This is a genomic window from Microbulbifer sp. GL-2, assembly GCF_007183175.1.
GTDB lineage: Bacteria > Pseudomonadota > Gammaproteobacteria > Pseudomonadales > Cellvibrionaceae > Microbulbifer.
Genome location: NZ_AP019807.1, coordinates 1,437,530 through 1,459,243, shown reverse-complemented (window position 1 = coordinate 1,459,243; position 21,714 = coordinate 1,437,530). Strand labels below are relative to the sequence as shown.

The window sequence follows — 21,714 nt, the reverse complement described above, 5'->3', positions numbered from 1 at the left end:
TAGTGCAAATCAATTACCCACCGCCACAACCACACGGAGAAATTCGCCAGCTGTTGCCGGATTTATTCTGTGTCCCGGGAACCGTAAAACTGGCTCCGGGTGTAACCATCAACCGCAATATGGCCATAGTGCGCTGGGGAGAGGATCTCACCCTGGTCAATCCGGTGCGCCTGCGCCCACAGTTGGAGGAGAAGCTGTGGGATCTTGGTAGGATTAGCCATGCTGTGCGTCTCGGCTACCATCACGGTCAGGATGACCTCTACTATCGCGATCATTTCGACCTGATTTTTTGGCGGCAGACTGGCTCGGACTTCTACCCACCAGGAGCCGACCGGCCGATCAGGGAAGCCGGGGACTGCCCGGTACCCGGTGGTCGCTTTCTGGAGTTTTCCCATAGTCGCTTCCCCGAGGCTGTACTTTGGTTGCCGTTCAATGGGGGGTTGTTAATAAGTTGCGATGCACTGCAGTACTGGGGTAGTTGGCGCGGCTGTAACTGGATTGGCCGGAATCTCCTGCGCTTTTCCGGCCTGCGCCGCGGTATGCAGGTTCCACCGGCCTGGCGTGTGCGTATGACTCCAGGGGGCCATGACCCCAGGCATTATTTACTGGAAGACTTCAAACGCCTGATGCAACTGCGTTTCATGCACCTGTTGGGCGCCCATGGAGAGTTTTGTCCAGATCGTGCCCATGAAAAAGTTACTACCGCCGTGGACCAGGCATTCGCCGGTATCGGCAAAGCGGCTTGAAGGTGAGTTTCGACTCCAAGGCAGACCAGATTTCAAATGTGAGTAACCACTTACGCTATTCCGGTTCCAGCCGCTGTGGATCATGGTAAGCTTGCGCCCCTTTAATAGGCGGCGTTATCCAGTCGCGATAGTTGATTGAGAAGTAGAACTCCCATGAGAAGCAACATCCTGTTCAGTGCCCTGCTGACGGCACTGTTGGTGGCCTGCACCACTGTCCCCTCGAGCTTTGTTCCCAGCGCCAGTACTGACCACATTCGCAGGGATGTAGATTATCTGGCATCAGCTGAATTGGCTGGTCGTGATACCGGTAGTGAGGGTTACCGCAAGGCGGCGCAGTATGTGGCTCAACAGTTCGAACGTATGGGACTGGCTCCAGCCGGAGAGCAGGGTTTTTTCCAGGAGGTGCCCTTCCGTCGCGCCAGCTGGGATAACACAGAGCCCAGTCTTGTACTGAAAGGGAGTAATAGTGAGACCACCTTCACTTTCGGAGAGGAGTTTATTGCTGCTCCCTCCGCAGTTAACGAGCGCAGTAGCCTGGAAGCGGATCTGGTATTTGTTGGATACGGTATTGAAGCCCTGGACTATGGTCTCAACGACTACGCAAACCTGGATGTGAAAGGCAAGATTGCAGTGATACTGAGTGGTCGCCCGGACAGCCTGCCCAGCGAAGTTGGAGCCCATTATGCGTCCAGCCGTAATAAGCGCGAAACCGCAGCCCGTAACGGCGCAGTGGGCTATATCACCTTATATACCCCTGAGCGCGAAAAGCGCCGCCCTTTTGCACGCTATGCTGAACATCGCCACGATGATACTTTCGATTGGGTCAACCGGAAAGGCAAGCCGGGCAGTGCCACTCCCGGACTGCACCCCGGTGCCATGCTCAATAGCGATGCTGCGGGCAAGCTGTTTGTTGGTGCCCAGCGAAGTCTGCAAGGCGTATTCGAGGATATGGAAAATGGGAAAAACCCTAAAGGTTTTGCCTTACCATATCGCGCCGAGTTGAATACGAACTCCAAGCACGAGGCAATAACCAGTCCTAATGTTGTGGCTGTTCTGCCTGGCAGCGATCCATTGCTAAAAGATGAATATGTAGTTTTCTCTGCGCATCTGGACCACATCGGTAAAAAGGATGATGGCCAGATTTACTATGGTGCGCAGGATAATGCTGCCGGGATTGCGGTAATGCTGGAAACTGCACGCCTGTTTATAGAGTCTGGTCAGTCACCTCGACGGTCCCTGCTATTTGTTGCGGTTACCGGCGAGGAAAAGGGGTTACTGGGCTCTGACTACTTTGCCGAATATCCCACTGTGCCTCTGCAGTCCATTGTGGCTAATATCAATCTGGATATGCCGATGCTGCTTTATCCATTTCGTGACATTATTGCCTTCGGCGCTGAGCACTCCTCTTTAGGGCAGATCGCTAAACACGCCGCTAGTCGCAGCGGGCTTAAACTCAGCCCGGACCCCATGCCAGAAGAAGTTATTTTTGTGCGTAGTGACCACTACAATTTCGTACGCCGCGGCGTTCCTTCAATTTATCTGATCACTGGCCGTGAGGCTCAGGACCCGGATATCGATGGCACCGCTATGCAGGTGGCTTTCCTGCAGGAGAGCTACCATAAACCTGGTGATGCTCCCGATGCGGGAATTAATTATGTGGCGGCCAAGCAGTTTACCGAAGTGAATTACCTGATTGCCAGAGAGGTGGCGGATGCCGAGGGTAAACCCTCTTGGTATGGGGGGGATTTCTTTGGGGACTTGTTTGGTCAGGACTGAGTCGAAGCAAGAATGATTGCCAGTGAGCCCTTTGATCTACGGTGATTAAAGGGTTTTATGGAAGCCTGCCTTCAGCGTGAAAGGATCGGAGCTGAACTTCTCGACTTGCTGCGCCATTGAAATCAACTCTGTATGTGCCGCTTAATTCGATCGGACTGAATTTAGTGGAGGACTCGCCTACTAAGCAGACATAAGTGTCCTGCTGCGGGCTGCCCCCCCAGCAGCGGTACTTGCTGTAGGGCTCAGGCCAGGTAGCCAGCTCGCCCACAGGCGTGGGGATCGCTAGTAATTTACCCAGTTCTTCCCCGCAGCATTTAGCCAGAGCTTCTTTGGCAGTCCAGATGCGTATGAACTCCTCTGCCAGAAGATGGGCGGTTTGATTCCTGAGCCAGGAAACCTCGTAGCTGCTGAAGTAATTTTGAGCAATTGCCAGCCAATCTCTAAGTGGGTGATTTTTCTCGTAATCTATGCCAACAGGGGCCTTCCCTATTGCAGCAGTGACAAAGTCTGAAGTATGACTGATTGAGAGGTTTAGAAGAGGGATCCCATCACAGTAGGCTATTGTTGGCCGTTCAGCATCAAACACCAGCTCGTGGGGAGAGCAGCCGACTTGTTCTGCTATAAGAGTTCGAGCAAGTAGCCTCCCAGCTAGAAATTGCATCTTACGTCTGGAGCTCTGAAATCCCTTCAGGCGGGCAAGTTCTTCACTGTCAAGCATTAATATCGATGTTGACTGCCAGTCCGCAGCCCAACTTCTGAATGATGAGCAGGTAAAATGAAACATAAAGCCTTTATTGCCTAGGCAGCTATTCAGTTTAATGACTGCCAAAAACAATAGCAGACCTCTTCCCAACTTGACGCCTAAGAGAGGCGCAGATATTACCTGGTAGCACCGAGATTGAACCAGCTGCTTCCAATCAATAAAAGGTTTTCTCGCTCAGTTCTTATGATTTGGCAGTAAGTAGACAATGATTAGATTAATTTTTTAGCGTTTAAGGTTACAAAGGGAAATAGTGGCTTTGGTTTGTATTACAGCAAGCTCGTTGAGCCATATTTAAGTCATTCGATAATCATTTTGTCAGCACAAATTTGAACGATAGTACGAAAGAGTATTTGCTAAGAAAAGACCTTGTACCTGACTGTAATTGAGAGGGCCGACAGATCGAAAATAGAGGTTCTTTTGCTAGCGAGGATTGATCATTTTGTGTACCATTCCCGCCCTGTTGCCGGTCATGCAAAGCCCAAAATTAAGCTAAAAACAATGACGGGTGGTCGGTTACAGAGAATTGATATTGGGGGATGGAGCACTGCTCCATATGAGTGGTTTGTCTATTGAATTCATAGTTTCCGAGTGGCAAGCGTGGTATTCGGGGATCTCGAAGCTGGCGGACTGGCAGAGTTGGCGCGATGGTGAGAAAAAACCGGATGGAGATGCCCTGGCCGATGTCTCCTTTCTTCCTGCGATGCAGCGCCGTCGCCTAGGTCCATTGTCTAAAGCTGTATTTAATACTGCGTATCCGCTTCTTTCAAAGCGAGATATTCCCATGCTGTGTTGTTCCGTACATGGAGAGGCGAAGAGGACATACTCTCTATTGCAAGGTGTTGCAACGGATGAGGATTTATCGCCGACCGCATTTGGACTTTCCGTTCATAACGCAGTTATTGGTCAGTTATCAATAGCTGCAAAAGTACGATCTCCTACCCTGGCTTTGGCTGGAGGTGACTATCCATTACAGGCAGGTTTTACTGAAGCAGCAGGTATATTGCATGAAGGTGTAAAAGAACTGCTTTTATTGTTTTGTGAAGAGCCATTACCTGAATTGTATAATTCTAGTGCAAAAAGCCCATCCGGTATTTGTGCTACTGCCTTGCTTCTTAAACAGCCGGATGAAGAAAGCAGTGGGACGAAAGTCGCACTGGTACCTTCAATAGGAGCTGAAGTTCAATCGGCATTTATGTCTCCTGACTATCAATTACCTATAGTTTCCGCGTTGTTAGATAAATCGGGAACAATCTCCGTGGCACCAGGTTGGGAATTACTTATCCATGCTAACTAAATTTATAACAACGGGTCGCAGAAACCACTATTGCCTAAGATTGTTGGCGACCGCAACAGCATTTAGTCTATTTGGTCTGGGAGGATTGATATTAAGATTTATCTTGTTTCCTCCTCTTAGAGTAATATATTTGGATGCGGAAATTCGTAAGTGTAAAGCAAGATTGATAATACATCATGCTTTTCGTTTATTTATTGGTTTTATGTATAAAACTGGGATTTACACATACAAATTTAGCGATGAAGCTAAACTGATGAAACCTGGCCAGCTTATTTTAGCCAATCACCCATCGCTAATTGATGTCGTATTCCTGATATCCAGGATTCCCAACGCAAATTGTATCGTAAAGGCTAGTTTATTTCGAAATCCATTTATGCGTGGAGCAGTCGTGACTGCGGGCTACATACCCAATGATGACCCTGAAAGGATTATAGAACTTGCCTCTGAGTCTTTAGAAAACGGTGAGTCGGTAGTTTTATTTCCTGAGGGAACTCGCTCCGTACCTGGTAAGCCTTTCAAGTTTCAGCGTGGAGCGGCTTATATGGCGCTTCGCTCTGGTGTAAGCCCAACACTTGTAACCATACGCTGTAATCCACCCATGTTAATGAAGAATATACCATGGTATCGCATCCCTCATTCGAGGCCCCACTTTGAATTTGATATTTCCGAATCCAAGGACTTTCTCGAGGTAAAAGAAAAAGTTGAGAGCCCATTAGTTGCAAGGCAAGTAACACAAAAATTAAAAACATTTTTTATTGAGGAGTGCGCTGCGTGAAAGAGTTAGTTGAAGAACTTAAAATTCTGATTATTGATGTATTAAATCTGGAAGATATTACTCCTGAAGAAATCGTAGCAGATGAGCCCCTTTTTGGAGAGGGCCTGGGGCTGGATTCTATTGATGCACTTGAGTTAGGTCTTGCTCTGCAAAAAAAATACAACATATCAATAGATGCAGAAAGTGAAGATACAAAATCGCATTTTGCTAATGTGAATAGCCTGGCAAATTTTGTCAGCAGCAGCCGTGCATAATAGAGGTATTTATGTTGAATAGCAGAGAAGAAATTTTACTAAAACTGACCGAAATTTTGGTTGAAATGTTTGAGGTCGATGAGGCGGATATAACAGAAGAAGCCCACCTCTCTGATGATCTTGATATAGATAGTATTGATGCTGTGGACCTAATTGTTCGCTTGAAAGAAGTAACAGGAAAGAAAATTGCACCTGAAGAGTTCAAAAGTGTAAGAACTGTTGGAGATGTAGTTGGTGCAATTGAAAAGGTAATGGCAGAGAAGTGAGTCGATTCGCGCAGCTAATATTGGTCATTATTCTGACACTGTACCCTATGGCAATTTACTTTGGCATAGAATACTTGTCTTTAAGTAGTATTCTGTTACTGCTGTTGATAGTTGCGGTTTTAAGGGTATTGTTTGGCGGCGCGAATAAGTCGATTGGCACCAAGTTAATGGCCGTGGCCTTGGCTTTTGTTGTTGGGGTTTCCTGGTTAAGGGGCGATTCAAACGGACTTCTTTGGTATCCAGTACTTTGTAACCTGATTCTATTTTCACTGTTTTTATACAGTTTGAGTCAACCGCAAACATTAGTAGAACGGCTTGCTCGCCTTACGACTCCAGATTTACCACCTGAAGGTATTCTATATACACGAAAGGTTACCAAGGCATGGTGTCTATTCTTTTTAATTAATGGAAGCCTCGCACTGGCAACTATTTTAAACGGCGATATGAAAGTCTGGACTCTTTACAATGGCCTTGTTTCATATGTGTTAATGGGAATTATGATGGGTGGTGAATGGCTACTGCGTCGTCGCGTCCAAAATAAGGTGTGAGTTAAGGCCGTGGACAAAGTACAGTTTGAACAGGTGTTTGGTTACTCGAATGACCAAGCAGTAGTTAGCTATTCAAGTCGTGGGGAAATTTCATTCGCACAATTTAAGCGTGAATTGGCATTTGTTGAGCGAAAGCTTAAAAAATCCCTAAACGAAGCTGGGGTCAAAAGAGCTGCCATTTTCTGTGAAGATAGTTACGAGTTTAGTTTACTCTTTTTTGCCGCTATGTCCTGTTGTGAAATCGTTGTTATTCCGGCAAATAACAAACGATTTACTCAGCAAAAACTTGGTGAGCAAACCCTATTACTGGGCAGCTGGGAAGATAGCTCGACATTTAGTATAAATATTCTGGATCGATATAGCGAAGAGCTTTCTGTTCCCAGTTATTTTGATGCTGGTATTCAATTATTCACATCAGGAACCAGTGGTGAACCACAAACCGTTGATAAAACCTTATATCAATTGCTCAATGAGATTAAGGCCCATAATCTGAAGTGGTCATCCCGGATGGTTAATACAACTACTTTGGCAACAGTAAGCCACCAGCATATATATGGCTTACTGTTTAAATTACTGTGGCCACTAGTCAGCGGGCGTCGATTTGTTAGTAAGACTTATGTAGATATAGTGGGATTACTCCAAGACGCCCGGAAATGGGGGCCTGCCGTGTGGGTTGCAAGCCCTGCACAGTTAAGCCGCCGTATTTCTTCCTGGCCATGGGAGTTAGGAAAGTCCTTAGTGGATATCTTTTCTTCTGGGGGGCCTTTACTGGAAGGAGATGCAAAGGCGATTGATCAGTTGTGTGGAATCCAGCCCATAGAGGTCTATGGAAGCACTGAAACCGGGGGGATTGCCTGGCGTAATCAATTGCGTCAGAAAAGTTGGAGTCCACTAAAAGGAGTGAACATTGCAAAAAACAGCGATGGGTTACTCAAAGTCTCTTCTCCGTGGTTGCCCAAGGAGTTTATTTGTCAGGACAAAGTACAAATAAGTACAAACGGTATGTTCGAACTTAAGGGGCGGGCTGATCGCATTGTTAAGATTGAAGAAAAAAGAATTTCTCTTACACAAGTTGAGTCCCTACTAGTTGGTAGCTCATATATTGTAAAAGCCAATGCACTTGTCCTGGAGCGTAAAAGAAAAATAGTTGCCGCTGTTGCCACACTAACGGAATCCGGGAAAGAACTATTGCAAAAGAAAGGAAAGGCTTCTCTTGTTCGTAAACTTAGAGAAACCCTGGCCAAGGATCTAGATGGCGTGGCTGTACCACGTTCTTGGCGTTTTGTTGATGAAATCCCCACTAACTTACAGGGAAAAATAACGAGAGACCTGCTAATGCAACTTTTTGATGAAATTCCGGAAGCAATGGTGCCACAGATTATTAGCAGCGAAATATTAAATAATACTCGTGAAATTAATTTTACGGTTAATGGCGATCTGTCTTGCTTGGATGGTCATTTTGAAGGCTCACCGGTAGTGCCAGGGGTTGTACAGCTGGATTGGGCTATGCATTTTGGCCGCCCACTTGTAAAAGCCGGCAGTACGTTTACCCAAATGGAAGTGATTAAATTTAAGCAATTAATGATGCCTGGTGATGCTGTCACTTTATCTTTGGAGTTCAGCCAGGAAAAGAACAAATTAAATTATTCTTTTCGGAACACTCAAGATGGCAATATAGAATATAGCAGTGGTAGGTTGTGCTTCAGCCATGTCTAACTTTTGTTTTGTAATACCCGTTTATAATCATGAGGGGGCGATCGCAGAGACGCTGGCATCTCTGGATGACTTTAACCTGCCATACATTCTGGTAGATGATGGCTGTGATGAACCCTGTAGAATTGAACTACAACGCTTAGAACAGAGCTATGGTCCCCGGGTTCACTTGGTTGTTCGCCAGGCTAATGGAGGAAAAGGTGCCGCGGTAAAAAGTGGTCTGCGAGCTGCGAAAGAGATTGGATATAGTCATGGAATTCAAGTCGATGCCGATGGTCAACACAGCCCCGCTGATATACCTCAATTCTTTGAGAAAAGCAGAAAGTGCCCTAACTCACTGATTTGTGGCTATCCGCAATACGATAAATCAGTGCCTAAAGTTCGTTTGTGGGGACGTTATCTAACTCATGTATGGATCTGGATTAATACTCTTTCTCTGGAGATTAAGGATTCCATGTGTGGGTTGCGTTGTTATCCCTTATCTCGGACTGTAGATTTGTTAGATAACGAGTATACCGGTGATCGAATGGATTTTGATCCAGAGATCTTGGTACGGTGGTATTGGAGCAAAGGTGGTCTCTGCCAGGTACCTGTTAATGTGAGCTACCCGATAGATGGCGTTTCCCATTTCCGGGGATTTGAGGATAACTTCCTTATATCGGCAATGCACACCCGTCTATTTTTTGGCATGTTGGCCAGAACTCTGCGTATTTCGACAGCAGGGCGAAGAGCGTGAGTAATTTACACTGGTCAAAATACCGGGAACAAGGCTTTTTCCTGGGTATCAAGTTCTTATTCTGGTTGCATCACTGGTTGGGTCCGATTGCCTTTAAAGTTGCGGTATACCCGGTAGTTTTATGCTATTACCTAAAAAATCAGAGTGGCCGCAATTCGATCCGTGAGTACTTGGAATTATTCGCCAAACGCTACCCATCTAGTGGTATAGAACCGAATTGGAAAACCGGATTTAGAATTTTTCTTAATTTTGCTAACAGCGCTAGAGAAAAGCTTGAAGCCTGGTTTGTGGGTATCCCGGATAGTCAGGTAAATTTCCCAAAAAGAGCGGGTCTTCACCAGTTGGCGGCTAGTGGCCAGGGTGGATTAATAATTGGCTCTCATCTCGGGAATCTGGAGGTTTGCAGAGCGCTTGGCAGCCTGACAAAGGTACGGGTAAATGTGTTGGTGCATACAAAGCATGCGGTGAAATTTAATCGCATGATGAAGATGCTCAATCCCCTGAGTCAAGTACGGCTTATCCAGGTAACAGAAGTAACTCCCGCTTTAGCGATGCGACTCTCCGAGGCTGTTGAGGCTGGGGAGCTGGTTGTTATTGTCGGTGATAGAACACCTATTAACTCTATGGGGCGCACCTGCGAGGCAGAATTCCTAGGGCGAAAAGCGCCTTTTCCCCAGGGGCCTTATATTCTTGCTGCGCTGCTCAAATGCCCGGTGTACACACTTTTCTGTCTGCGCAGTACTTCCGGATACGATATTTATATGGAAAAACTCTGCGATCGCGTTGTGATGAAACGCGGTGACAGAGAGGGACATATTCGCTCTCTTGTCGAGGAGTTTGCGCGACGGTTGGAACGCTATTGTCATATAGCACCTTTGCAATGGTATAACTTTTACCCGTTCTGGGATCAGCAAAAATGAATTCAGCAGTACTACAACGAACCCAAATAGTCTTTGATGGCACAGATCTATCTATTGATCAGGTAAACACCATTGCAGCTGGCCGTGGGGATATTTCTCTATCTGATGAAGAGGACTTTGTCGCAAGGATAAATCGCGGTGCCGAGTTCCTAGATAGCCTTTGGCAGAAGGAAGGTGTGATCTACGGAGTAACCACTGGATATGGTGATTCCTGTACCGAAAGTATTCCTGCAGACCTGGTGGAAGAGTTACCTCATCGATTATTTACCTTCCATGGTTGTGGAATGGGGGAAGTCTTTACTCTTGAGCAGAGTAGAGCGATTGTTGCTGCCCGGATTGCCAGCCTCGCAAAGGGCAGTTCAGGGGTCCGATATCGGCTGTTGCAGCAATTGGTTCTGTTACTTCAGAAAGACATTATTCCGGTAATTCCCCAAGAGGGTTCTGTGGGAGCCAGTGGCGACTTGACCCCACTGTCTTATGTTGCTGCGGTTTTGTGCGGGGAGCGCAAAGTTTGGTACCGAGGCCACCAGAGAGATACTGCTGAGGTATTCGATGAATTACAGATTGAGCCATTGAAGCTATACCCAAAAGAGGGTTTGGCGATAATGAATGGCACCGCCGCAATGACTGGCTTGGCGTGCTTAGCCTACAAACGGGCAGAGTATCTAGCACAGCTGAGTGCTCGTATTACCTCCATGATGAGCGTTGCGTTGGATGGCAATGCCTATCATTTCGATAGCGCGCTTTTTGCAGTGAAGCCTCACCCCGGTCAAAACCAGATTGCAAAGTGGATTCATGACGATCTCAATGTTGGTGCCGCTCCAAGACAAAATAGCCGATTGCAGGATCGCTATTCACTTCGGTGCGCTCCCCATGTAGTGGGTGTATTACAGGACTCTCTGCCCTGGCTCCAGCAGTTTATTCATAACGAACTAAACAGTGCCAATGATAACCCGATCATTGATGGTGAAAACGAGAGGGTGCTTCATGGTGGGCACTTCTATGGTGGGCATATAGCCTTCGCTATGGATAGCCTGAAGAATGCGGTAGCAAACCTCTCTGATTTACTGGATCGACAAATAGCCCAACTGGTAGACGTTAAGTTCAATAATGGGCTCCCGGCAAACCTATCAGGTGTAACCGGGCCTCGAAGATCGATTAACCATGGCTTTAAGGCTGTTCAAATTGGTGCGAGTGCCTGGACTGCTGAAGCACTAAAGCAGACCATGCCAGCAAGTGTTTTTTCCAGATCAACGGAGTGTCATAACCAGGATAAGGTTAGTATGGGCACCATTGCTGCCAGGGACTGTATCAGGGTATTACAGTTAACGGAGCAAACAACCGCAGCGGCACTGATGGTTGCTTGGCAGGGCATTCAGCTTCGAGTTCGTAGTGGGGGAGTGGATTTGGAAAAATTGTCTACCGCTCTTAATACCACAATCAGGCAGATAGGAGATGAATTTTCTTTTCTGGAGGAAGATAGAGAGCTTGAGCAGCCATTGAGAAAATTCGTTTCATTAATTCAGCAAAGACATTGGCGCTTATATGAAAACTAATAAACCTATGCGCCCTGAAAAATGGATGGCGCAAGTTGAATTACAAATTCCTTTCCACGATGTGGATATGATGGAAATAGCCTGGCATGGGCATTATGTAAAGTACTTTGAAATCGCCCGCTGTACATTGTTTGACCAGCTGGAATATAACTACCAACAGATGAAGGAATCAGGTTTTGCCTGGCCGGTCATAGATTTGCGCGTACGATATGCAAAGCCTTTGCGATTTCAGCAGTGGATCGTTGTTCGAGCTGAGGTTTCTGAATATGAAAATCGGTTTAAGATCAATTATACGATAACAGATAGAGATACCGGTGTACGCTTAACAAAAGGACATACCGTACAGGTAGCTGTCGAAATAAGCAGTGCCGAAATGCTGTTTGCATCGCCTCCAATTTTGCTGGAAAAATTGGGGGTAAATTAGTGATGACTGCCAAGCGTTTGGTTTTATTTTTTATTTGTTTTCTATTTTCCACAGTAACTTCTGCTTTGACTTCGGAGCAGCAGGCGGTTTTACGGGAGATAGAGAAAAATATTGTGTCATCTCCACAGATGCTTGGCACTTTTTCCCAGACAAAGAGGCTGCCCCAGTTGCCCAGGCCTCTGGTTTCTTCAGGCGTCCTGGCTATTTCTGAAGAGTTAGGATTAAGCTGGCGAATAGAGAATCCAATAGAATCCCATCGAATATTTAAACTAGATGATGCTGATTCCGGAAAACGGGTCAATAGCAATATTGTAGGAAGTCATGTGGCTGATCCTCTATTAAAGATTATCAGTGGTGATTTTAGTGAGCTGGATCAGACTTTTACGGTGGGACCACAGATCGCAGAAGAGCAATGGCGACTTAACTTAATTCCCAAGCAAGAGGCTTTTAGAAAGGTTATTGAATCGATAGAAGTCGTGGGAGACAAAAAGATTCGGAAAATAGTACTAGCTGAAGCCAACATGGCAATTACTGAAATAGATATTATGAATTTACATTCAGTTGAAGCTAATAACAGTCAACTGCTGAGTGAATTCTCAGAAGATAACCAGAAATAATCTCATGTCACGTCGAGTTGTTATTTGGATTTCCTTTGTTAGTGTAATTCTTGGGATAACTGTATTACGCTATCAATCTAGCTGGCTGCAAACAGATATTTTGTTATTAGCTGATAATAACTCCGACTCGCTAAGTAGTGCTGGCATCCAGAAAAAAGTCAGTCAGCAATTACAGGGAAGTTTAATTTGGGTTTTAGTTTCTGAGGGAAAAGAAGAACAACGTCTGGCCAGGCATACCCAAGAATTGGCGCAGAAACTAAATGCCAGTAAATCTTTAGAGTCTGTTGAATATCGTTGGGCTGATTCTGAAAGCTATAAAGAGGAGTGGGAGCTGCTCTTTCCTATGCGCCAACAGCTACTCAGCTCTGAAGATAGGACGTTATTAGATGCTAAGCCAGAGGAACTTATACAGCGTCAATTGAGTAAGTTATACGGGCCTGACGGTGCTGGAATTGATTTGGAGAAAGATACTTTCTCAACTTTTCGCAATTACTTTACCGCTGATATTGGAGTTACTCCACAAGTCTTTGATGGAATCCCGGTACATACAGAGGGACATAAAGTTTTTACCCTACTTTATACGCTGGCCGCACCAGTTGATTTGACTGGAGAGAGCGATATATCACTTCTTTCTTTACAGTCAGAATTAAAGCAATGGGCTCAAAAAAATGGTTATTCGCTGCTGGTAGCTGGAGCCCCCCTGCATACAGAGTATGCTGCTGCTATGGCACAGGATGAAATACGCCTGATTGGCTCCCTTTCGATCCTTGCTATTTGCTGTCTATGTATTGTTGTCTTTCGCTCATTAAAACCTCTACTAGCCTGTACATTCGCAATTCTATGTGGCGTGGCCAGTGGTATATCTGGTGTTATTATCATTTTAGGCCAAATTCATATACTGGCTTTTGTATTTGGTACAACGGTTTCTGGATTGGCAATCGATTACGCATTTCACTTTATTTGTAATAGATTGAGGCTGGGCAAGCCAAAAGATAAGGATATATTGCCTGGGCTATTGCTGGGCTTAATATCAAGCTGCTTGGCATTTTTCTCTCTTGCATTAACACCTTTTCCGCTTTTACAACAAATAGGGGTTTTTGTCGGCTGTGGATTAATAGGGGCTTGGTTAACTGTAATCTTGCTATTCCCAGGCTGGATTAATATTAAGCATAGGTCTTTATCATTTTCCAGCCAGTTTCCTAAACTCAATATTAGGTACTACCTGTTTCCGTTGGTTGGGCTATTGATTTTTGGAGCTGCGACACTTCAGAAAATACAATTCAATGATGAGCTGAAATTGTTTTACCAGCCTCCAGAATTTCTTACACAAGATGAAATAGATCTAAATTTTCTGATTAAATCCCGGCCAGACTCCCGTTACTTTTTGGTTTTTGGTGAAGATGAACAACAAGTATTAACTCGAGAATGGGAACTTAGAAATCAACTGGGCTATTTAGTAGAAAAGGAAATTATTAGTGGTTTTCAGGGGGTAACTAACCGGATACCTCCAAAAGAAGTTCAAGAAGCTGATTGGAAGTTATTGTCGAAGTTCTACAGTGGGGATGCTGTCAGATCTTTCTATCAGCAGTTAGGTTATTCTGCACAAGATATTAACCAGCAATTAAGTTCTAAAGTACAGCCATTCAATACCTTTAACTTCTCTGAATGGTTGCCAGTTGTAGGTCGGCAATATAAAGGACTATGGTTGGGTTGTGAAAATAATCACTGTTATTCTGTGGTTCGTATTTATGGCTTAAAAGAAGATTTGTCATCTTTAGAGTTACTGCCTGGAGTAACCTATGTCGATACTACCAGAAGTATCTCTAATGTTATGTCACAACAGCGTGATCTGTTGCTGCAATTACTGCCATTAATATTCATTGTTGTATTTCTGGTAACTGCAACTAAAACAGGAATAAAGCAAGCCTTAAGTATAGTTGCACTTCCATCCAGCGCAGTACTAGGTACCCTGGCGATAGTGATTTTACAGGGATCACCAATTAATTTATTTCATGTTGCGGCTTTATTACTTGTCTTTGGTATTGGGATAGATTACGCAATATTTAGCCATACAAGCAGAAAGGCAGAGCAGCATTATACCCTGATGGCGATAGCCATGGCTGGGTTAACAACTTTTTTAGGGTTTGGTTTGTTAGCATTGTCTGGCACACCGGCGATAGCAAATTTTGGGTTAGTCCTGGCTGTGGGCACAGTATTAACTTTGTTGTTGGCATTTTTATTTTTTTGTACACGGGGTAAGGGATATTAGCCAATGAAAGAAATTAAGTCTGACGTTGTTATTATTGGTGCCGGTCCTGCCGGAGCTATCGCAGGTGCGTTATTGGCTAAAAAAGGTTGGCAAGTTTCGATAATTGAGCGGGAAGAATTTCCTCGCTTTTCTATTGGCGAAAGCCTACTGGCTCAATGTATTGAGTATCTAGAAAAAGCAGATATGTTAGAAGCTGTGAAATCAGCGGGCTTTCAATATAAAAATGGTGCTGCTTTTGAGTGGGATGGTGCTCGTACATCATTTGATTTCCGGGAGAAGTTCTCCCCTGGGCATGGCACCACCTTCCAGGTACAGCGAGCTAAGTTTGATAAAATCCTGGCTGATGAAGCGCAGCGCCAAGGTGTTAAGGTCTATTATCGCCATTCTGTAGTGTCAGTTGATATTGCCGAGAATAACGCAAAGTTAATCGCCGAGAATGATGGAGAAAACCTGGCTTTCCAGGCGCGCTTTGTATTGGACGCCAGTGGCTTTGGCAGAGTTTTACCGCGATTACTTGATCTCGATCGTCCGTCAGAATTTCCTGTTCGAGAATCCGTGTTTACACATGTTGAAGATAATATTGATGATAGCCATTTTGACCGGGATAAAATCTTAATCACTGTGCATCCCAGTGAGCGGGATATTTGGTATTGGTTGATTCCCTTTGCAGATGGAAGAGCTTCTATTGGAGTTGTAGGTGAGAAAGAAAAGATTTCGACCTGGGGGCAGGATCCGGAACAGATATTGAAAGGGGCTATTGCCTCCGCCCCCGAGTTGGCAAAAACTCTGCGCAATGCCAAATTCGATACGGAAATACAACGTATTCGCGGATATTCCAGTGATGTGACCAAACTGGCCGGTCCTGGTTTTGCGCTTTTGGGGAATGCCGGAGAGTTTCTAGACCCGGTATTTTCATCCGGTGTTACCATTGCAATGAAATCCTCAGAGTTAGCAGTTGAGTGCCTGCATCGCCAGCTCTCAGGGGAAGCGGTTGATTGGGATGAAGAGTTTGTTGAACCCCTGAAGCATGGTGTGGAAGTTTTTAAAACCTATGTCAAAGCATGGTATGACGGTCGTTTTCAGGATGTAATTTTTTATCAAACCGATCAAAAAGAAATAAAAGGCATGATTTCCTCAATCTTGGCTGGTTATGCATGGGATAAAAAAAATCCGTTTGTTGCCGCTGCTGAGCGTCGATTGAATACACTGGTAGAAATATGTTCCGCCAAGTAATACTGTTTTTGAGTTTTCTTACTCTGGTGGGATGTATGTCCACAGGGGGGAGGAAAGAAGAGCTGCAAAGTTGGTCTTTGGCCCCGCTATTGAGCGAGGGACCGCGCCAGCTCAACCAACATTTACGCATTGCTTTTCAAGGCGATGAGTATGAATTGATGGCAGCTACTTTCCACTCTGCGGAGAGTTTAAAGATATCTCTTCTTAGCCCCGAAGGAATAAGCCTGCTGGATGTTACATACGATGGTAATGAGGTCAGTACCCATTACCACATGAGTAGAGCAGAGAGAGTGCCACCAGAGAAATTGCTGGCAGATATCCAGTTTGTATACTGGCCAATTGCCCAGCTTCGTGAAGTATTGCCCGTAGGCTGGAATTTGGACGAGGCTATTGTCGAGGGAATTTACACGCGAAAACTCTCACGCAATGGTGAAGTGAATTCAGTGGCTCACTATAGCAGTAAAGATATTTGGATGGCCCAAATTGAGCTGGAGCACAAACTACTGGGTTATAGGTTAAGCATTAGGAATTTCTAAGTATGAAAAATTTCTATCTTAATCATATGGGGATCATCTGCACCCTGGGAAATACTGCTGAGGCAGTAGCTAATTCCTTGTTCGGTGATGAGAGTTCTCATATGCAGGTCGATGAAACCTATTTGCCACAATACAGAGGGAATCTGGGTATTGTGCAGGGGAAGCTGCCTGATTTACCGAGTTCGTTGCAAGATTACAACTGCCGCAATAACCAGCTGGCTATGGCTGTGCTGACTCAAATTGAAAGTGCAGTCGCTGTACTAATAGAAAAACATGGTGCGGGCCGAGTTGGCGTTGTGATGGGAACCTCAACCTCGGGAATAGACTCAGGTGAGGCCTACTTAAGTGGTGAGAAAGAGACCGGATATAATTATCGGCTTCAACAGCAAATGGCTGGTTTGAGTACCTTTGTTGCGAAGTACCTGGGAATCCAAGGCGTTCAGCTCACCGTCTCCACAGCTTGCTCGTCCAGTGCCAATGCTTTTGCCAGTGCCCGACGCCTTATCTCAACTGATACTTGTGATGCCGTTGTTGTTGGCGGTGTGGACTCCCTCTGTGGCATGACAGTTCGGGGGTTTCATAGCCTGGGGGCACTTAGTGCCGGCCAGACCAATCCTTTCAGCGTTAATCGGGATGGTATTAACCTCGGGGAAGCTGGAGCAATGTTTGTGATGAGCAAAGAGCCAGGTCCTGTGGTTCTATCTGGTGTTGCTGCCACGTCTGATGCCCACCATATGTCGGCCCCAGATCCAGAAGGACGTGGTGCGGAAGCCTGTATGCGCGGGGCTCTGGAGAATGCTGGCTTGGATACTGCCGACATTGATTACCTGAATCTTCATGGTACGGGAACGCCACATAACGACTCTATGGAGGCTCTAGCCGTTGAAAGAGTGTTTGGAAGCCAGCTACCGTGTTCTTCCACAAAACCTTACACCGGGCACACACTAGGTGCTGCAGGCGCTCTTGAAGCGGCTTTTTGTTGGCTTGCCTTACAATATGATCAACTTCCCCGCCATCAGTATGATGGCCACTATGATCCGGAGATAGTGCGACTGAACCTGTATCAAGGCCACGAGGCTCCTGGAAAATTGCGCTATGTAATGAGTAACTCTTTTGCCTTTGGTGGGAGTAATTGCTCGGTAATCTTGGGCAGTCAGAGGTAAAATAGATGCACAAATATACTGCTGAAGAACTGGTTCCACACAGTGGAAATATGTCACTTCTCGATGAAGTGATCTCTGTAGGCGAGGAGCAGCTACAGGCAAAGTTGCGAGTTCGTGATGATGGAATATTTTCCCGCAACGGTCGTGTTCCCGCTTACGTGGGCATTGAATATATGGCCCAATCCATCGCAGCTTTCTCCGGATATCATGCAAAAGAGCAGGGTAAAGACGTTCGCCTGGGTTTTTTACTGGGTACTCGCAAGTTCCTGTCAAATATCGAGAGTTATTGCTGCGGTGAAGAATTAACAATTGATGTCCAGCGCATTCTCCAGGCTGAAAATGGCATGGCGACATTTGAGTGTGTGATAACCGGCTCATCTATCGAGCAGAGCGCGCGGCTTAATGTTTATCAGCCGGATAACGTAGAACAGTATTTGAAGGAAAGAAACTAAATGTCAGAGTGGGTTTTAGTTACCGGTTCCAGTCGTGGTATTGGTCGGGCGATTGCACTTCAGTTAGCTGAAGATGGCTACGATATTGTTTTACATTGCCGCAGCCGCCATGATCAAGCAGAGGAAACTGCAGAAGAGATCGCTAAGTTAGGTCAAAAAAGCAGAATTTTGCAGTTTGATATTGCCGACCGGGAGCAAGCACGAGATGTCTTATTGGAAGATGTCGAGAGTAATGGCTGTTACTACGGCATTGTGTGTAATGCTGGTGTTACTGCCGACAATGCTTTTCCTGCGATGCCTGCTGAAGATTGGGATTCTGTTGTGCACACCAATCTGGATGGTTTCTACAATGTTTTACACCCCTTAACCATGCCAATGGTCAGGCGCCGAGCGCCCGGCCGTATTATTGTGATGACTTCTGTATCCGGCATTGCTGGAAATCGCGGTCAGGTAAATTACTCCGCATCCAAAGCGGGTTTGATCGGTGCGAGTAAGGCATTGGCGTTGGAGTTAGCCAAGCGAAAAATTACTGTGAATTGTGTTGCTCCGGGCCTCATTGACACCGATATGTTGGATGAGGACTTGCCCGTTGAAGAAATTTTAAAAATGGTGCCTGCTCGCAGAATGGGTAAACCAGAAGAAGTGGCGGCAACTGTAGCGTTCCTGATGCATGAACGTGCTGCTTACATCACCCGTCAAGTTATTTCAGTAAATGGTGGTCTCTGCTAATGAAGCGCGTGGTTGTTACAGGAATGGCCGGAATATCTCCTATCGGCCAGGGTTGGGACTCGGTTAGTCAGGCTTTACAGAGCGGTCTTTCAGGCATTTCCTACATGGAAGATTGGGATAAGTATGAGGGGCTTGAAACCCGACTGGGCGCGCCGGTAAAGGGCTTCGAAAAACCGGCACACTACAACCGTAAACGTGTGCGCAGTATGGGGCGCGTCTCATTAATGGCGGTTCGTGCCAGTGAGATTGCGCTTGAGGATGCGGGATTGTTGGATGACCCCATTCTCAAAAGTGGTGCTGTTGGTGTCGCTTATGGATCATCTGCGGGAACTCCAGCTGCAATAGCCGATTTTGGCAATATGCTTCTAAATCACCGCACCGACGGCCTAAATGCGACCAGTTATATAAAAATGATGTCGCATACGGCGGCGGTTAATATCGGGGTATTTTTCGGTTTGTGTGGACGGGTTTATACCACCAGTTCTGCTTGTACCTCTGGAAGCCAGGGGATTGGGTATGCCTATGAGGCGATTCGCAATGGTAGCCAAACCATTATGGTGGCCGGTGGTGCAGAGGAGTTGTGTGCAACCGAGGCTGCGGTGTTTGACACCTTATATGCGACTTCAACAAAGAACGATACCCCTGAATTGTCTCCACGTCCCTTCGACCGCAACCGGGATGGATTAGTTATCGGCGAAGGCGCCGGCACACTTATCTTGGAAGAGTATGAGCACGCGATTGCCCGTGGAGCCAGGATTTATGCAGAGGTCGTAGGGTTTGGAACCAACTCTGATGGCAGCCACGTCACCCAACCTCAATCGGCAACTATGCAGGTGGCATTGCAACAGGCACTAGCACAGGCTGGGGTAGAGACTAGCGAAATAGGTTATGTCAGTGCGCATGGCACAGCTACGGAACGAGGCGATATTGCGGAAAGCCACGCAACCCGTAATGCATTTGGGCGTGCAGTACCCATAAGCTCTCTTAAGAGCTATACCGGTCATACGCTGGGTGCTTGTGGCGCACTGGAGGCTTGGGCAAGCATTCAGATGATGCGTAACGGTTGGTTCCATCCCACGATTAATTTGGCTGAGATTGATTCTGACTGTGCGGAATTGGATTATATCCAGGGCAGTGGAAAGGACATCGATACTGAGTATGTGATGAGTAATAATTTTGCCTTTGGCGGAATCAATACTTCTTTAATATTTAAAAGACGTATTTAATTTTCGTCTCAGAGAGCTTTAACCTAGGGATAGCATATGAAGTGGGTACTGGCTGTAGTTTCGACAATTCTTTTGGCTCAGCCAGTTATTGCTGATGAACTCTTAGTGAGTTTTGGCGGTGGCCCGCAGCCTGATTCAAGTCAGAATAATAAAACCTACGGGATAGATTACTCCTTTAAAACATTTGAAAAGAGTTACCGTCAGCATATTGATATAGGTGTTAGCTATACTGAGCTAACTACTGATGCCGATGAAAATAAACGTATAAGAGCGTTTTCCATCTACCCTCAATTAAATCTATATCCCAGGCAAAGAAGTTGGGGGCAACCTTATTTCTTTGTTAGAGCGTTGGGTCCTAGCTATATTTCCAGAAACCAATTGGGAAACCGTCGTCAGGATAATAACTTTTCTTTCCAGGCACAGGTTGGATATGCTGCGCGAATTAACTGGAGAGGGAAAGAAGATCTGGTGTTAATGGTTTCCTGGAAACACTTCTCCAACGCCAACTTGTTTAGTGATAATGATGGAATAGATGTTCCATTTGTTATTAATTTGGGTATGAAAATCTGATTTCAAGTTAAGATAGTTCCCCAGTAGTCACAGCTACCGGGGATATAAAAGCTATCAAATGGATAGTTCTTTTATAATCGCGTCATTTAAGTTTCTAACCCAGCGATTGTAGTTTCTGTGAATGGTGTAATATTTTTCACTGTAATCAAGCATACCGCTGTCTTTATAGGTGATACTATAATTATTAAGGTTATATATAATATCTGCTTCAGCATGATGCTTGCGAACGTTAATAGTGGCTAATATTTTCCCTGGAGCAACTTGTTGGCAAGTCCAGTTTCTCGCGATACACCCTGCAATAATTGATGTTTTAATTGAATCTTGAGTTTGAGCTGACCCGTCAAGACGATCGGGAATTAGTCTACTTTCGATATTCATGATCGGATTGCTTGTACAGCCAGATACTATTAATGCAAAGGCTGCAATAGATATAGATTTAATAATATAATTCATGAAGTTTCCTTATTGGAGTGAAGCTAAATTTTATGGTTTCTAGAGATCCACTTGGCTACGTCATTGCCAAGGGTGTGAACACAACGTTCAAGAACGCTGCAGGAGCTTTTGAATTTATAAAATAAGCCTCCACTTGAATTTCTGGTGGTCTTGAGGCTATCTATCAAGTCGCCGTTTTTGTAGAGTTCAGCCTCAATAGAGACTGATTTTTTATGTGCACCTGAAATATATCTTGCACTATGCGCATTGAGAATTGTCAATTTAAGACTGTATCCCTCTGGTTGAATATCCAGCTCTGGGTCTAGTGAACTGGCAAATCCATGCTTTCCAAGAAATTTTTTGGTTGACCTAGAAAATTGATAACCAAGGTTATTACACTCTTTAACTATATTGGATGCAATTAATTCTTCATCATGATATTCGGCTTTTTTATTGATGGAAATCAGGCCATTTCCGTAAGCGGATAGTGAGAGGCTGAAAACAGCACCAAACAATAAAATTCCTTTAATCTTCATATAACCTCTTTGTAAGTAAGGAGCAGACCACTTAAATAACCATAGATAAAACTATAAGTTGGGAAGGTTGCCTAATTTACCAAAATAAGTAGGTGGGTAGTAGATCTCGGATTGATGATAGAGGTGGATGAGAATTCATCATATGCAAAACTCAGGGTTAGCCCATACGGCTTATAGGCT

The 21,714-nt window shown here is 45.4% G+C and carries 24 protein-coding genes; 21 read left to right on the top strand and 3 right to left on the bottom strand.

All coding sequences use genetic code 11. The annotated features are described in order from the left end of the window. Positions 1 to 2: 2 nt before the first annotated feature. Positions 3 to 746 (top strand): hypothetical protein, encoded by a 744-nt coding sequence (locus tag GL2_RS06360; RefSeq protein ID WP_143729871.1) that lies wholly within the window; start codon positions 3 to 5, stop codon positions 744 to 746. A 153-nt stretch (positions 747 to 899) separates the two neighbouring features. Beyond that, the gene (locus GL2_RS06355) at positions 900 to 2,522 is read left to right on the top strand and encodes a M28 family metallopeptidase (protein ID WP_143729870.1); all 1,623 of its coding nucleotides are present in this window, start codon (positions 900 to 902) and stop codon (positions 2,520 to 2,522) included. Positions 2,523 to 2,577: 55 nt separating this feature from the next. Here GL2_RS06355 and GL2_RS06350 read toward each other — a convergent pair whose 3' ends face one another. Then, positions 2,578 to 3,183, bottom strand: coding sequence for a 4'-phosphopantetheinyl transferase superfamily protein (locus tag GL2_RS06350; RefSeq protein WP_172621076.1), 606 nt, complete (start codon positions 3,181 to 3,183; stop codon positions 2,578 to 2,580). 655 nt (positions 3,184 to 3,838) lie between these two features. Here GL2_RS06350 and GL2_RS06345 point away from each other — a divergent pair. From GL2_RS06345 to GL2_RS06255, 19 genes are all read left to right on the top strand, one after another. After that, positions 3,839 to 4,579 (top strand): beta-ketoacyl synthase chain length factor, encoded by a 741-nt coding sequence (locus GL2_RS06345; RefSeq protein WP_143729868.1) that lies wholly within the window; start codon positions 3,839 to 3,841, stop codon positions 4,577 to 4,579. A 130-nt stretch (positions 4,580 to 4,709) separates the two neighbouring features. Next, positions 4,710 to 5,354: a 1-acyl-sn-glycerol-3-phosphate acyltransferase gene (locus tag GL2_RS06340; protein ID WP_172621075.1), complete on the top strand. Its 645-nt coding sequence runs from the start codon at positions 4,710 to 4,712 to the stop codon at positions 5,352 to 5,354. Then, positions 5,351 to 5,608, top strand: a complete 258-nt coding sequence (locus GL2_RS06335) for a phosphopantetheine-binding protein (RefSeq protein ID WP_143729866.1) — start codon at positions 5,351 to 5,353, stop codon at positions 5,606 to 5,608. The genes GL2_RS06340 and GL2_RS06335 overlap by 4 nt, the downstream gene beginning before the upstream one ends. Before the next feature lie 11 nt (positions 5,609 to 5,619). Continuing rightward, positions 5,620 to 5,874, top strand: a complete 255-nt coding sequence (locus tag GL2_RS06330; RefSeq protein ID WP_197736528.1) for an acyl carrier protein — start codon at positions 5,620 to 5,622, stop codon at positions 5,872 to 5,874. Between the two features lie 20 nt (positions 5,875 to 5,894). Then, complete coding sequence (locus GL2_RS06325; protein ID WP_172621074.1) at positions 5,895 to 6,422, top strand: hypothetical protein; 528 nt, start codon at positions 5,895 to 5,897, stop codon at positions 6,420 to 6,422. A 9-nt stretch (positions 6,423 to 6,431) separates the two neighbouring features. Continuing rightward, positions 6,432 to 8,138: an AMP-binding protein gene (locus tag GL2_RS06320; protein WP_143729864.1), complete on the top strand. Its 1,707-nt coding sequence runs from the start codon at positions 6,432 to 6,434 to the stop codon at positions 8,136 to 8,138. Continuing rightward, complete coding sequence (locus tag GL2_RS06315; protein ID WP_143729863.1) at positions 8,131 to 8,871, top strand: glycosyltransferase family 2 protein; 741 nt, start codon at positions 8,131 to 8,133, stop codon at positions 8,869 to 8,871. The genes GL2_RS06320 and GL2_RS06315 overlap by 8 nt, the downstream gene beginning before the upstream one ends. Beyond that, entirely contained in the window at positions 8,868 to 9,791 is a 924-nt protein-coding gene (locus GL2_RS06310) for a hypothetical protein (protein ID WP_157953838.1), read from the top strand. The genes GL2_RS06315 and GL2_RS06310 overlap by 4 nt, the downstream gene beginning before the upstream one ends. Beyond that, complete coding sequence (gene hutH, locus GL2_RS06305) at positions 9,788 to 11,347, top strand: histidine ammonia-lyase (RefSeq protein ID WP_143729862.1); 1,560 nt, start codon at positions 9,788 to 9,790, stop codon at positions 11,345 to 11,347. Before GL2_RS06310 ends, hutH begins: the two co-directional genes overlap by 4 nt. Continuing rightward, positions 11,337 to 11,771, top strand: a complete 435-nt coding sequence (locus GL2_RS06300; RefSeq protein ID WP_232053776.1) for a thioesterase family protein — start codon at positions 11,337 to 11,339, stop codon at positions 11,769 to 11,771. The genes hutH and GL2_RS06300 overlap by 11 nt, the downstream gene beginning before the upstream one ends. 2 nt (positions 11,772 to 11,773) lie before the next feature. After that, entirely contained in the window at positions 11,774 to 12,388 is a 615-nt protein-coding gene (locus GL2_RS06295; RefSeq protein WP_143729861.1) for an outer membrane lipoprotein carrier protein LolA, read from the top strand. A gap of 4 nt (positions 12,389 to 12,392) precedes the next feature. Beyond that, positions 12,393 to 14,657: an MMPL family transporter gene (locus GL2_RS06290; RefSeq protein ID WP_143729860.1), complete on the top strand. Its 2,265-nt coding sequence runs from the start codon at positions 12,393 to 12,395 to the stop codon at positions 14,655 to 14,657. Between the two features lie 3 nt (positions 14,658 to 14,660). Then, positions 14,661 to 15,890 (top strand): NAD(P)/FAD-dependent oxidoreductase, encoded by a 1,230-nt coding sequence (locus GL2_RS06285; RefSeq protein ID WP_143729859.1) that lies wholly within the window; start codon positions 14,661 to 14,663, stop codon positions 15,888 to 15,890. Between the two features lie 35 nt (positions 15,891 to 15,925). Next, positions 15,926 to 16,426: a DUF3261 domain-containing protein gene (locus GL2_RS06280; RefSeq protein WP_172621073.1), complete on the top strand. Its 501-nt coding sequence runs from the start codon at positions 15,926 to 15,928 to the stop codon at positions 16,424 to 16,426. Between the two features lie 2 nt (positions 16,427 to 16,428). Continuing rightward, entirely contained in the window at positions 16,429 to 17,589 is a 1,161-nt protein-coding gene (locus tag GL2_RS06275) for a beta-ketoacyl-ACP synthase (RefSeq protein ID WP_143729857.1), read from the top strand. Positions 17,590 to 17,594: 5 nt separating this feature from the next. Next, complete coding sequence (locus GL2_RS06270) at positions 17,595 to 18,041, top strand: hotdog family protein (protein ID WP_143729856.1); 447 nt, start codon at positions 17,595 to 17,597, stop codon at positions 18,039 to 18,041. Next, on the top strand, positions 18,042 to 18,770 hold the full coding sequence (gene fabG, locus GL2_RS06265; RefSeq protein WP_143729855.1) for a 3-oxoacyl-ACP reductase FabG: 729 nt from the start codon (positions 18,042 to 18,044) through the stop codon (positions 18,768 to 18,770). Beyond that, on the top strand, positions 18,770 to 19,996 hold the full coding sequence (locus tag GL2_RS06260; protein ID WP_143729853.1) for a beta-ketoacyl-ACP synthase: 1,227 nt from the start codon (positions 18,770 to 18,772) through the stop codon (positions 19,994 to 19,996). The genes fabG and GL2_RS06260 overlap by 1 nt, the downstream gene beginning before the upstream one ends. A gap of 36 nt (positions 19,997 to 20,032) precedes the next feature. Continuing rightward, positions 20,033 to 20,566: an acyloxyacyl hydrolase gene (locus GL2_RS06255; protein ID WP_143729851.1), complete on the top strand. Its 534-nt coding sequence runs from the start codon at positions 20,033 to 20,035 to the stop codon at positions 20,564 to 20,566. Positions 20,567 to 20,620: 54 nt separating this feature from the next. On the opposite strand, the gene GL2_RS06250 is transcribed toward GL2_RS06255, so the two are convergent. After that, positions 20,621 to 21,019: a hypothetical protein gene (locus GL2_RS06250; protein WP_143729849.1), complete on the bottom strand. Its 399-nt coding sequence runs from the start codon at positions 21,017 to 21,019 to the stop codon at positions 20,621 to 20,623. A 23-nt stretch (positions 21,020 to 21,042) separates the two neighbouring features. Beyond that, on the bottom strand, positions 21,043 to 21,534 hold the full coding sequence (locus GL2_RS06245) for a hypothetical protein (RefSeq protein WP_143729847.1): 492 nt from the start codon (positions 21,532 to 21,534) through the stop codon (positions 21,043 to 21,045). Between the last annotated feature and the right edge of the window lie 180 nt (positions 21,535 to 21,714).